General features: G+C 46.5%; 13 protein-coding genes. All 13 read left to right on the forward strand.

From position 1 onward, the window contains the following. Positions 1-22 precede the first annotated feature (22 nt). The 13 genes from pgsA (at position 23) to WG8_RS10355 (ending at position 13,069) form a co-directional block, all read left to right on the forward strand. Positions 23-610 carry a CDP-diacylglycerol--glycerol-3-phosphate 3-phosphatidyltransferase gene (gene pgsA / locus WG8_RS10295; RefSeq protein WP_007430097.1) on the forward strand — a complete coding sequence of 196 codons (588 nt, stop codon included), beginning with the start codon at positions 23-25 and terminating at the stop codon, positions 608-610. A gap of 96 nt (positions 611-706) precedes the next feature. Continuing rightward, positions 707-1,978, forward strand: coding sequence for a competence/damage-inducible protein A (locus WG8_RS10300; RefSeq protein WP_007430098.1), 1,272 nt, complete (start codon positions 707-709; stop codon positions 1,976-1,978). 237 nt (positions 1,979-2,215) lie between these two features. After that, positions 2,216-3,277, forward strand: a complete 1,062-nt coding sequence (gene recA / locus WG8_RS10305; protein ID WP_007430099.1) for a recombinase RecA — start codon at positions 2,216-2,218, stop codon at positions 3,275-3,277. A gap of 221 nt (positions 3,278-3,498) precedes the next feature. Beyond that, positions 3,499-4,242 (forward strand): regulatory protein RecX, encoded by a 744-nt coding sequence (locus WG8_RS10310; RefSeq protein WP_007430100.1) that lies wholly within the window; start codon positions 3,499-3,501, stop codon positions 4,240-4,242. Positions 4,243-4,616: 374 nt separating this feature from the next. Beyond that, positions 4,617-6,161: a ribonuclease Y gene (gene rny / locus WG8_RS10315; protein WP_007430102.1), complete on the forward strand. Its 1,545-nt coding sequence runs from the start codon at positions 4,617-4,619 to the stop codon at positions 6,159-6,161. 76 nt (positions 6,162-6,237) lie between these two features. Continuing rightward, on the forward strand, positions 6,238-7,032 hold the full coding sequence (locus WG8_RS10320; RefSeq protein ID WP_043890951.1) for a TIGR00282 family metallophosphoesterase: 795 nt from the start codon (positions 6,238-6,240) through the stop codon (positions 7,030-7,032). 129 nt (positions 7,033-7,161) lie between these two features. Next, complete coding sequence (locus tag WG8_RS10325) at positions 7,162-7,422, forward strand: stage V sporulation protein S (protein WP_007430104.1); 261 nt, start codon at positions 7,162-7,164, stop codon at positions 7,420-7,422. 119 nt (positions 7,423-7,541) lie between these two features. Further along, positions 7,542-8,558: a dipeptidase gene (locus WG8_RS10330; RefSeq protein ID WP_007430105.1), complete on the forward strand. Its 1,017-nt coding sequence runs from the start codon at positions 7,542-7,544 to the stop codon at positions 8,556-8,558. Positions 8,559-8,676: 118 nt separating this feature from the next. Beyond that, positions 8,677-9,249 (forward strand): phosphate propanoyltransferase, encoded by a 573-nt coding sequence (gene pduL, locus WG8_RS10335; RefSeq protein WP_007430106.1) that lies wholly within the window; start codon positions 8,677-8,679, stop codon positions 9,247-9,249. A 294-nt stretch (positions 9,250-9,543) separates the two neighbouring features. Further along, positions 9,544-11,097 carry a tRNA (N6-isopentenyl adenosine(37)-C2)-methylthiotransferase MiaB gene (gene miaB / locus WG8_RS10340; protein ID WP_007430107.1) on the forward strand — a complete coding sequence of 518 codons (1,554 nt, stop codon included), beginning with the start codon at positions 9,544-9,546 and terminating at the stop codon, positions 11,095-11,097. Positions 11,098-11,181: 84 nt separating this feature from the next. Beyond that, positions 11,182-11,634, forward strand: a complete 453-nt coding sequence (locus WG8_RS10345) for a RicAFT regulatory complex protein RicA family protein (protein ID WP_007430108.1) — start codon at positions 11,182-11,184, stop codon at positions 11,632-11,634. 157 nt (positions 11,635-11,791) lie between these two features. Next, positions 11,792-12,202, forward strand: a complete 411-nt coding sequence (locus WG8_RS10350; RefSeq protein WP_007430109.1) for a PaaI family thioesterase — start codon at positions 11,792-11,794, stop codon at positions 12,200-12,202. 78 nt (positions 12,203-12,280) lie between these two features. After that, positions 12,281-13,069 (forward strand): NUDIX domain-containing protein, encoded by a 789-nt coding sequence (locus tag WG8_RS10355; protein WP_007430110.1) that lies wholly within the window; start codon positions 12,281-12,283, stop codon positions 13,067-13,069. The last annotated feature ends 53 nt before the right edge of the window (positions 13,070-13,122 follow it).

Genomic DNA, 13,122 nt, shown 5'->3' on the forward strand with positions numbered 1-13,122 from the left:
GATAATCAGGGGAGAGTGTGTTGTGAATTTACCCAACAGAATTACAATTACGCGGATTTGCCTAATTCCGGTGATGATGCTGGCTTTGCTGGTGGATTTTGATTTTTATCCGCCGCCGATTGAGATCGGAGCTTTCAAGTTGCCGTATAATCAACTGATTGCGGCTATCATTTTTCTCATAGCAGCCAGCACGGATGGTCTTGACGGATACTTGGCCCGCAAAAATAACATGGTCACCAATTTGGGCAAGCTGTTGGACCCCCTTGCTGATAAGCTTTTGGTAACTGCTATTTTGGTTTCTTTGGTGGAAATGGGCAAGATTGATTCGTGGATTGTCGTTGTGATTGTTAGCCGTGAGTTCGCGGTTACGGGTCTGCGTCAGATTGCCTTGCTGGACGGTTCAGTGGTCGCTGCAAGCAACTGGGGCAAATTAAAGACGGTCATTCAGATTGTTGCTATTGTAGCGCTGCTCATTAATAATTTCCCGTTTGTTTTTCTGGGTATTCCGTTCGATTTAATAGCGATATGGGCAGCTGCGCTGGTTACCATTTATTCGGGTATAGATTACTTTGTGAAGAATATCCATTTGCTGAATTCCTCCAAAGTTTAACAGGATAAATTTTAATGGAAACAGCAATAGGGACAATACTTATTGCTGTTTCTTTACATAATTCCCACAACATTTGCAATACAGGAGGAAAAGACAATGAAGGCTGAAATCATCGCAGTAGGAACAGAATTATTGCTTGGACAAATCGTGAATACGAATGCTCAATACTTGTCACAAGAGTTGGCCGCAATCGGAATTGATGTATATTTTCAGACTGTAGTTGGCGATAACATGGATCGGCTTCAGGAAGCGGTACGACTGGCTCAGAAGCGTGCAGATATTATTTTGTTTTCCGGTGGTCTAGGACCAACTCAGGATGATTTGACGAAAGATGCGATAGCTGCTGTACTGGGGCGGAAATTGCATATAGATCGTCTTGCCATGGACAAGCTCGAACAGTTTTTCCGCAACCGTGGGGTAGTAATGACCGAGAATAACCGCCGTCAGGCGCTGTCTATTGAAGGGGCTACCCCGCTTGAAAACGAGACAGGATTGGCTATAGGGGACGCCATTGCACAGGATGGCAAATTTTATGTGGTTTTACCTGGTCCTCCTAAGGAACTTAAACCGATGTTTGAAAATCAAGCAAAGCCTTGGCTGCTTCAGCAGGCATTGAGCGGTAAGGAAATGCCGATTTATTCGAAAATGCTAAAATTTGCAGGGATTGGTGAGTCCGCGCTGGAAACCCGGCTTCTAGATCTGATTCAGTCTCAGACAGACCCGACTATTGCTCCTTATGCCAAGGAAGGGGAAGTCACGATCCGCATATCCACCAAGGCTGCGAGTGAAAGTGAAGCGTTAATCAAGCTGACGGCTACCGAAGCAGAAATTCAACAACGTCTTTCCGAACATATGTATGCAAGCGAGGATGTTACGCTGGAGAAGGTCATCGTGGATCTAATGTCCAAGCGGGGGCTAACGGTTAGTGCTGCGGAAAGCTGCACAGGCGGGATGCTGATGGAACACATTACTGCCGTACCGGGGAGCTCTGTTATGTTTCAAGGTGGCATTGTGTGTTATTCCAATGAAATGAAGATGAAGCTGCTTAACGTTCCTTATGATTATTTGGAAGGGGATCATGCGCCCGGCGCAGTGAGTAAGGAAGTGGCCCTTGTGCTTGCAGAGCAGGCAAGAATAGTCATGGACAGCGATTTCGGACTTTCAGTTACAGGTGTGGCCGGACCTGGATTTTCCGAACGCAAGCCTGTAGGCCTGGTATACATCGGTATCGCTGAACGAGACAAGAAAACGGAAGTATATGAGCTGAATCTGAGTGGAAACCGTGAAGCAATCCGTCTGCGATCTGTCAAAGCAATCCTATACAGATTGTGGCGCAGATTGATGGAGAACGAGAAGCTCTCTTCATGATGTAGAGGGTGCGAATCATAGAGTTGTTTTAGATAGACTATTTATGATATAATCTTACTATCGGAAGAACCGTTGCAAAGCCTTTTGCCTACGGTTCTTTTTTTATTTTAAGAGACAGATGCAATTATAGTAGAGAACCGACTGAGTAAAAAAACGAATGTATGTTCGAAAAAATGCTTGGCAAGCGTGTCAAAACAAGGTATTATTAAAGTACAAACAATGAAGGATGTGAGTTTATTGTCAGATCGTCGTGCTGCGCTGGATATGGCGCTCCGTCAAATAGAAAAGCAATTCGGTAAAGGTTCCATTATGAAGTTGGGTGAGTCCACTCACATGCAAGTGGAAACGATTCCCAGTGGTTCGATTGCTTTGGATATTGCGTTAGGAACGGGCGGCTTTCCAAGAGGCCGGATTATTGAAGTATATGGACCGGAATCATCCGGTAAAACGACAGTAGCTCTTCATGCTATCGCAGAGGTGCAAAAAACAGGCGGACAAGCCGCCTTTATCGATGCCGAGCATGCGCTTGATCCGTCGTATGCGAGCAAGCTGGGTGTCAATATTGATGAGTTGTTACTGTCGCAGCCAGATACAGGAGAGCAGGCACTTGAGATTGCCGAGGCTCTTGTACGTAGTGGAGCAGTAGACATTATTGTCATTGACTCTGTAGCGGCACTTGTGCCAAAGGCAGAGATTGAAGGCGAAATGGGGGATTCCCACGTTGGTCTTCAAGCGCGCTTGATGTCGCAGGCATTGCGCAAGCTGTCTGGAGCCATTAATAAATCGAAAACCATTGCTATCTTTATTAACCAGTTGCGTGAAAAAGTAGGTGTTATGTTCGGCAACCCTGAAACTACACCAGGTGGACGTGCATTGAAGTTTTACTCAACGGTACGCCTGGATGTCCGTCGTGTTGAAAGCTTGAAAATGGGGAACGACATCGTGGGTAACCGCACACGTATTAAAGTCGTGAAAAATAAAGTGGCCCCTCCTTTCCGTCAGGCCGAAGTGGATATTATGTACGGTGAGGGCATTTCCAAAGAAGGTAGCTTGATCGACATCGGTACGGAGCATGATATTGTCGACAAGAGCGGAGCCTGGTATTCTTACGAAGGTGAGCGCCTTGGTCAGGGACGCGAGAATGCGAAGCAATTTTTGAAGGAAAATCCGAACATTGCTAGTACAATCGAGCAAAAAATTCGGTTGGCCAGTAATTTAATTACGACGGTTGCGCCACCGACCGAAGAAGAGTTGGCACAGGAAGCCAAGGAAGAACAGGAATTGCTAGAGCTTGAATAAGCTTGGCTGAATCTTGGTTTCTGTTCTGTCATGTGAACTGTAGCCTGGGGATTATGGCACAGTCCGTTTGAACAGCATAATTCTGATGCCCTGCACAGTTAGTTGTGCAGGGCATTTTTGCATCGAACACGGTCTGTTCTGTCAGCAGGAATCTAACTTTTGCGTGGCAGGCGCTCTCAGCCTGCTTTCGTGAATTTCAAAGTGAGGGAAGCACATTGCATTTGCACAATGAGGATGAAAATATCCCGAACGAAAATGAGCAGCAAGGGATTTCTCATTTTCCGGATAACGAAGAATTGATGATTACCAGGGTGGAGCAGGGACAGGGACGCAAACGTGGAAGATACATCATCCATTTCGGACCGTATTCACTGTCCGTGTTGGAAGATGTAATGATCAAATACAATATGTTTAAAGGAACGTTGTTCGACAAAAAAGAACTGGAAGATATCGTTCTGGCCGATGAAAAGCAGCAGGGTTACGTGTATGCGCTCTACTATTTGGGGCGAAAGCCGCGTACACGTCAGGAAATTGCGCAGCGATTGGTGCAAAAGGAACTGGGTCAGGCTGTTATAGATGAAGTGTTGATGCGACTTGAAAGGGAACGACTCGTGGATGATGATTTGTACGCCCGCCAGTGGGCAAGGCAGCGTATAACGAGCCAACGTAAGGGGAAGATGTGGGTTAGGCAGGAACTTCGTCAAAAGGGCATCTCTAAAGCCTCTATTGGGGAGGCTTTAGAAGAGATCACTGATAACGAGGAATGGGAAAGTGCTTTGGTAATCGGACGTAAGAAGTGGGAACAGGTACGCGGTGACGTGATGGAGAAAAAACGGAAAACGTATCCTTTTCTCATGAGACGCGGATACTCGGGTGACATGACACGCCGAGTAGTCAATCATCTCACTGCGGCTGAGCAAAACGGAGCTTATGATGATGAGGAATTATCGCAGTGGGAGGAATAGTTGTTAAATGTCGGTCATTCATTGGCTGGTGATCTGATCGGGCAGGGCGAACAGGTTATTACATGGAAACTGCACGACAGCCTACTAAAGTTTGCATTCCCTTGACAATGCCATTTGTCAAATAATAAAATATATATGAAACGATACTTGTGGAATGCCCTTTTTCCTTCCAAAAAAGCGGAATCCACGGTAAGTTCTCATCGCCAAATAACAAGTGATGCCGCTATGCCAGGCGGAATTGTACATGTGAGAGCATGTGCATATGAAATGAAACGACCTCGTGTCGTTATCTTAGTTTGACGATTAAAGTAAATATGACAACTGCAAAAAGTCCCAAGGAATGCCTTGGAGGAACCAACGGGGAGGTGAACAGTATGATGACTGCGATCTGGTTCGTTCTCGTTGCTGTAGCCGCGTTATTCTTTGGGTTCTGGATTGGTTATTTTATTCGCAAATCTATTGCAGAAGCTAAAATCTCCAGTGCGGAAGAAGCTGCCGCGCAAATCGTGGAGAACGCGAAAAAAGAGGCGGAAGCACTGAAGAAGGAAACGGTATTGGAAGCGAAAGATGAAATCCACCGCATCCGTGCCGAAGCTGAAAAAGAAACTCGTGAACGTCGCAATGAAATTCAACGACAGGAACGAAGATTGCTGCAAAAAGAAGAATCGCTGGATAAAAAATTGGAATCGCTGGAACGTAAAGAAGAACAAGTGGCCAACAAAGAGAAACGAATCGATGAAACCCAGCAGCAAATTGATTTGATTTACAAGAGTCAGGTAACTGAGCTGGAGCGTATTTCCAATCTGACGATGGAGGATGCAAGAAGTATTATTCTGACCAACGTAGAGCAGGAAGTTCGTCATGAAACAGCTCAGATGATTAAGGAAATTGAACAGCAGGCTAAAGAAGAAGCGGACAAAAAGTCTCGTGAAATCATCACACTGGCCATCCAACGCTGTGCGGCAGACCATGTAGCAGAAACGACGGTTTCTGTTGTCACGTTGCCAAACGAAGAAATGAAGGGCCGGATTATCGGGCGCGAAGGCCGTAATATCCGTGCACTTGAAACCCTTACGGGAATTGACCTCATTATTGATGATACGCCGGAAGCTGTTATTTTGTCCGGATTTGATCCGATTCGTAGAGAGATTGCGCGTACTGCGCTTGAGAAGCTCGTAGCGGACGGACGGATACATCCGGCACGTATTGAAGAGATGGTTGAAAAATCCCGTAAAGAAGTGGACGAACGAATCCGCGAGTATGGCGAACAGGCTACCTTCGAGGTGGGTGTGCATAGCCTGCATCCGGACTTAATCAAAATTTTGGGACGTCTCAAGTTCCGTACGAGCTACGGACAGAACGTGTTGAAGCACTCGATGGAAGTTGCATACTTGACAGGTCTGATGGCCGGGGAACTGGGCGAGGACGTTGTACTGGCAAGACGGGCAGGATTGCTGCATGACATCGGGAAGGCGCTGGATCACGAAGTGGAAGGATCACACGTTGAAATTGGCGTGGAACTAGCGAAGAAGTACAAGGAACACCCGGTCGTCATCAACAGCATTGCTTCACATCATGGCGACTGCGAAGCGACTTCAGTGATCGCCATGCTGGTCGGGGCGGCAGATGCTCTGTCAGCAGCAAGACCGGGAGCGCGGCGTGAAACGCTAGAGACGTACATCCGTCGTCTTGAGAAGCTGGAACGTATCTCTGAGTCTTTTGAAGGCGTTGAAAAATCATACGCGATTCAAGCCGGACGCGAAGTTCGTGTCATGGTACAGCCAGAGAAAATTGATGATGCGGAAGCATTCCGACTGGCCCGCGATATAACGAAAACGATTGAAAATGAACTGGACTATCCTGGTCATATCAAGGTTACCGTCATTCGCGAGACCCGCGCGGTAGAATACGCAAAATAAAAGCATTTCAATGAAAAGTGGCCGCTGCTTGTAGGGCCACTTTTCATTATGTAGGGCAGACTAGGGAGGGCTTTCTATCAACGTATTATTTATTGGAGACATCGTCGGCAGTGTAGGCAGAAAGGCACTGAGGGAAAATCTTCCTTCATTAAAGTCAAAATACAACCCGCATGTTATTATTGTCAATGGAGAAAATGCGGCATCGGGAAGAGGGATTACCCCAGCCATCGCTAGGGAGTTTTTTGATTGGGGCGTTCATGGGATTACGATGGGAAATCATACATGGGACAATAAAGAAATATTTGATTTTATAGATGATGAGCCGCGTATTATACGCCCGGCCAACTTTCCACCGGGAACACCGGGACGGGGTTACACTGTTGTAAAGGGTGGGGGAAAAGAGCTGGCAATCGTTAATTTGCAGGGCAGAACCTTTTTGCCAGCTATTGATTGCCCATTTCGTGCAGCCGATGAAATTGTAGATGAGCTGCGCAAAAAACACAAGCATATTCTGGTCGATTTTCATGCGGAAGCTACCTCGGAAAAAATCGCCATGGGCTGGCATCTGGATGGACGTGCTTCTATTGTGGTAGGCACACACACACATGTACAGAGTAATGATGATACCATTTTGCCGCAAGGAACTGCGTATCAGACAGATGCGGGAATGGTGGGTCCCTATGAGGGAGTGCTTGGTATGCAAAAAGAGGCTGTGCTGCAGAAATTCAAGACGCAGCTTCCAGTACGTTTTCAAGTGGACATGGGCAAATGGCACTTTCATGCCATCAGCGTAGAGTTGGATGATAACAATGGAAAAGCCCGCAAAATTCAGAAAATCAGACTTAAAGAAGATGAATGGCGGATGGATTAACCTTTTTACAAACTACTTAAGGAAACAATATGGAAAACTGTCACCAAAAAGCAGGAATTTTTTGCTGACCCTCGAATAACATCTAATAGTGGAATCAAACCATCATCATTCCCAGGGGAGGTACTTACTATGGATGTATTAAAAGTATCAGCAAAATCCAATCCCAATTCAGTTGCAGGCGCGCTTGCAGGAGTACTGCGTGAACGCGGAAATGCAGAATTGCAGGCGATTGGAGCCGGTGCACTAAACCAAGCCATTAAAGCGGTAGCCATTGCCCGGGGATTTGTCGCACCAAGCGGAGTGGATTTGATTTGTATTCCTGCTTTTACAGACATTGTTATTGATGGAGAAGATCGGACTGCAATTAAATTGATAGTAGAGCCAAGATAATAAATGATATTTGTCTGAGCCTGTTTACGCTGGTAAACGGGCTTTTTTGCTTTGTGGCTCGTTACGATATGATTTTTAAAATACATTTCGTGCTTCAAGCTATGAAGGAGGTAAAGTGCATGAACGGTAAGTTAAATGCAATACGGCCAGTTGTTGACTTTCATTGTGATGTGCTGTGTAAAATGCAGCTTGATTCAAAGGTAGATTTCAGTCATCCATCGCTTGATGTTACAAAGGAGCGCTTGCTGGCAGGTCATGTGCGGCTGCAAACGTTTGCTATATATATTTCACAGGTATTGGGCACGCCAAGATTTGAGCATATAGTTCGTCAAATTGAGCTGTTCAGGCAGTATGTGGTATCTTCCTCAGATGGGCTGAGACCCTTGCTATGGCGGGAAGACTTGGCAGAACAAGACGAACAGGCAGAAAAGCCGAAGCATTTGGATGGTAATAGGGCGGATCAAACCGACTCACCTTGGGCTCTTCTCTCACTGGAGGGAGCAGACGCGCTAGAAGGGAATCCGTTGTATGCGGAACTGTGCTATGCCATAGGAATACGGCTCATTGGATTGACGTGGAATCATGCAAATTGGGCGGCTGATGGCATTATGGAGCCAAGGGGAGGCGGCCTGACACGTAAAGGGCGTGAGCTGGTTAAGCGCTCCAATGAGCTGGGGCTGCTGCTGGATGTATCGCATTTGTCCGTACAAGGATTCTGGGAGGTACTGGAGGAGGCAACTTTACCGCCAATCGCCTCGCATTCGAACGCTTTTGCAGTTTGCTCTCATCCACGCAATTTGCGGGATGATCAGATTCGGGCGTTGATCGCATGTGACGGACGAATCGGTTTGACTTTTGTCACGATGTTTATCAAGGAGCAGGGTACAGTAACTGCTGAGGATCTGCTACCGCATATTGAGCATATTTGTGCTTTAGGCGGTGCACGGCATATGATGTTTGGCTCTGATTTTGATGGTATCGAGCGTCATGTACAGGGATTGGAGCATCCGGGGAAATATCCCGAGTTTGCAGAATTGCTATTAAAGCATTATCCTGAGGAGCTGGTCACGGGCTGGTTGGGAGGCCATGCGCTTCATTATTTGCAAACCAATCTGCCCTCTAAAAGGTCTTTTTGAATGCTCTTATTGTCAAAAAAGGGAACTTTGTGTCCTTTCCTTTTCTTTCTTGACGAAATAAGAGTATAATAGCAGAGGTGTGTAAAGTATTGTATAGAGAAAAAGGAGTGACCTTACGATGAGTAAAATCGTACCTGTCGGCGTTTCCGCACGTCATATTCACCTGACTCAAGAGCATATTGAAATTTTGTTTGGAGCAGGCTATCAATTGACTGAATTTAAACCTTTGTCCCAACCAGGACAATTTGCCGCAAATGAAACCGTAGCTGTAATTGGTTCTAAGGGCCAATTTGATAAGGTTCGCATTTTGGGACCGGCTCGTCCAGCTTCCCAGCTCGAAATCTCCCGTACAGATTCCTTTGCTATTGGTGTTAAAGCACCTGTACGTGAATCTGGCAGCATTGATGGTACACCAGGAATCACGGTAAAAGGACCAGCCGGAGAAGTGGAACTGCAAGAGGGTGTTATTGTAGCAGCCCGTCATATTCATTTTCATACATCTGATGCAGCTAAATGGGACATTAAGGACAAGCAGCTGCTGAAAGTACGTGTCGGCGGCGAACGTGGCCTTGTGTTTGAAAATGTGATTGCACGTGTGTCTGATTCCTTTGCTTTGGATATGCACATTGATACGGATGAAGCGAACGGAGCCGGTGTGAAAAACGGCGACAGCGCAGAAATCGTAGACTAATATACGTATTGGATGCCGGAAGGCTTGGAAGCTCGATTCTTGCAAAGGAATCGGGCTTTTTTACATATATAGAAAATTCACAAATCTCCACATATACATATAAAGATCACTCGTTCAGATTGGCGGCATTTGCCGTCTGTGGCTGCTCTATGGCTATGGCCTATAAATCATGCTATAATTTAGTGTAATGCCTTTTTCAAAGGATATTAATGGGCTTAAAGGGATATATACATGTATGGGAATTTAGTAAAAGCGCACATGGCGTGAAATAGATGGTGTAAGGAGTGACCAGGAATGGCTAAGGAAACAAAAGATTACTCCCAATATTTTGATTTCTCGGATGCGAAGATTATTTCTGAAGATGAGCATAGCAAAAAGATCCGCATTCGCGGACGTGAAATCAACATTATGGCGGAGCCGAACCATAGAAAAGAAAAGCAGCGCGGTAAAGAGGACGTACAGGTATTGTATGATAACGCAGTCCCGGATGAGCTAAAGCATATCGGTCAGGGAAAGCATTATATCGTATATACATTCGGTTGCCAGATGAACGAGCATGATTCCGAAACGATAAAAGGCTTGCTGGAGCAAATGGGCTACCAAGCAACCGAGGATCGGAAGGAAGCAGATATCATTTTACTGAACACTTGCGCCATCCGTGAAAATGCGGAGGATAAAGTGTTTGGTGAACTGGGTCACCTCAAGCATCTCAAAACAGAAAAGCCGGGACTGCTGCTCGGCGTGTGTGGCTGCATGTCGCAGGAAGAGAATGTCGTTAACCGGATTATGCAAAAACACGGTTTTGTCGATATGATTTTTGGTACCCATAATATTCACCGTTTGCCTCAACTCGTTAAAGAAGCGCTCTTCAGCAAAGAAATGGTGGTCGAAGTGTGGTCCAAGGAAGGCGACATTATCGAAAACCTGCCGAAGAAGCGCGAGGGAATGCGGGCTTGGGTAAACATCATGTACGGCTGTGATAAATTTTGCACCTATTGCATCGTTCCCTTCACACGTGGTAAGGAAAGAAGCCGTCGACCAGAGGATGTTATCGCCGAGGTACGGGATTTGGCACGTCAAGGCTTTAAAGAGATTACCTTGCTGGGCCAGAATGTCAATGCCTATGGCAAGGATTTGACGGATATGAATTACAGATTCGGGGATTTGATGGATGATATGCGCAAAATCAATATCCCGCGTGTACGTTTTACCACATCACATCCACGTGATTTTGATGATCATTTGGTTGAAGTGCTCGGTAAGGGCGGCAATTTGGTGGAGCATATTCATCTGCCGGTACAATCCGGCAATACGGATATATTGAAGAAAATGAACCGAAAATATACTCGTGAACGTGTTCTGGAGCTGGCAGCGAAGATTAAAGCGGCTGTTCCGCATGTTTCTCTGACAACGGACATTATTGTAGGTTTCCCGGGTGAAACTGACGAACAGTTTGAAGATACACTATCACTTGTGCGGGAGGTCGGTTACGACTTCGCCTACACATTCATCTATTCGCCACGTGAGGGTACACCAGCGGCTTCGATGGAAGACAATGTACCAATGGAGGTCAAAAAAGAGCGTCTTCAACGCCTTAACAAGGTTGTGAATGAAAACAGTCTCCGCTTTAATAGTCGACTGCGGGGCGAGGTGGTTGAGGTACTGGTAGAAGGCGAGAGCAAAAATAACAGCGAGGTGCTTGCCGGACGTACCCGTTCTAATAAGCTCGTGCATTTTGAAGGTTCCAAGGATCTGATTGGTACTTTTGTTCAAGTGAAAATTACAGAGCCTATGACCTTCTACATCAAGGGTGATCTGGTTCAAACCGCAGTTGCGGTTAACGGATAAAAAAGATTCTAGCTGGTTGCATTTGAATGACTAGAGTACCACCGGGTGCATAGATCGTCTAAGTGAGAAAAGGAGCGATGGACAGTGACAGAGGAGCGGTTGCAACAGACAGAACTTCAATCGGCGGCGCGCCAGCATGATCATTTGGTCAATCGCGATATGATATTGGCAAAAGCCAAAGAGTTGGCAGGTATTTTGGGCAACAGTGAGGAAGTGCAGTTATTTCGGAAAGCAGAAGAAAAGATTCGGGATCATCAGCGCATCCAGCAACTGATTGCAACTATGAAGAAGAAGCAAAAGGAAATTGTAGCGTTTGAATCCTTGAAGAATCAAAAAATGATTGCCCAAATAGAGGCCGAGCTTCAGGAGCTGCAGGAAGAGCTTGACGGTATTCCGATTGTAACGGAGTTCCAGCAAAGTCAGGTGGAAATTAATGAATTGCTGCAAATGGTGATCATGGCTATCCGTGATACGGTTGCGGAAAAGGTGAATGTAGAAGAGGGGAAAAGCACTTCTGCCTCCAATTGTAGTGACTAAAATCAGATGTATGGTGTGGAGGCTTAGGCTTCCACGCCTTTTTTTCGAAGGCAATCTTGAGGTGAGGAATGCATGCTGAACCATGCACACTGAACCATGCATACTGCGCCAGACATCAGGAGTAATGTGACATCGAAGAAGGGATGAAAACTAGGAAATGGATAAGTTGCGTAAGATGGTAGAGGGGGAAGGGAATACATTCTGGAGTTACTTGGGATGTGAGCTGGTTGGTGCGGATGAGAACGAGGTACGCATTGCCTTGCAAGCTGGTCCGCAGCATACGAATGTAATGGGGATTGTCCATGGGGGCGTGCTGACTTCGTTAATGGACCAGGCCATGGGAATGGTTGCTATGGGCTCGCGTCAGATGCAGTCATGTGTAACGACGAACCTGAATGTTCATTTTTTGTCAGCGATGAGGCAAGGGGCACTGGAAGTGAAAGCTCGGATTCTTCATCAAGCAGGTCGCACCATCACGACAGAGGCAGAGGTAAGGAATGGTGAAGGGACACTCGGATGCATATCTACGGCGACCTTTCGAGTGTTGCATAAACAGCCAACTGACTAAGGATAAGGTCTAAAGCTTGACAAAACTTTTTATTATGTCATAATGAATTTATCAAAACGATATAATATGGTGATGTGAATGGATAACAATCGTACAAACGAAGAGGCGCAGAAGGCGTCGTACAACATTAAGAAATACCGCACCCCGGATGGTGCTCCGGCAGATATCGTAATGTTTACCTTAACGAAGCGGGAACGCAAGACGGTGACGAAGACATTGCCGATCCGGGAACTGAAGGTAATGCTCATCAAGCGCCGCAGGTGGCCGTTTGCGGGACGCTGGGCGTTGCCCGGAGGGTTTTGTCAGGAAGATGAGTCTATGTATGGAGCGGCCAAGCGGGAGCTATTAGAGGAAACCGGTGTGGACGGCGGACATCTGGAGTATTTAGGTGTATACAGCGGACCGGGGCGTGATCCGCGTGGCTGGATTATATCGCATGCATTTTTTGCATTGGTAGAGGAATGGATGCTGGAGCAGCGGCAGGCAGCGGATGATGCTTCCGAGGTAGGGCTGTTCACGATCCGTGAGGCGCTGGAGGAATTGGAGCTGGCGTTCGATCACCGGGACATCATCGTCGATGCTTATCGGAAGATTCAGCTGCAGATGCTGCAGACGACGATAGCCAAGCAGTTTTTGCCGCCACATTTTACACTGGGCGAGCTGTATCAGGTAATTCAGAGCGTCGTACCGGATTTTGAAGAGCCGAATTTTATCCGTAAAATAACATCGACCCGCAGCAGACAGGGAATACTGGAAGAGGTACGGGATGAAGACGGTAAACCGCTCAGCTCCAATCAGTATTCACAAAGACCGGCTCAGCTGTACCGTTTTAGTGACAGAGTACCGCGGTTGTCTATCTACACCTAATGTGATAGGACGGGTCATACGAAGAGCGCACAATCCCCAACTTTGTGGATGAA

Origin of the sequence: Paenibacillus sp. Aloe-11, assembly GCF_000245715.1 — a bacterium.
GTDB classification, from domain to species: Bacteria; Bacillota; Bacilli; order Paenibacillales; family Paenibacillaceae; genus Paenibacillus; species Paenibacillus kribbensis.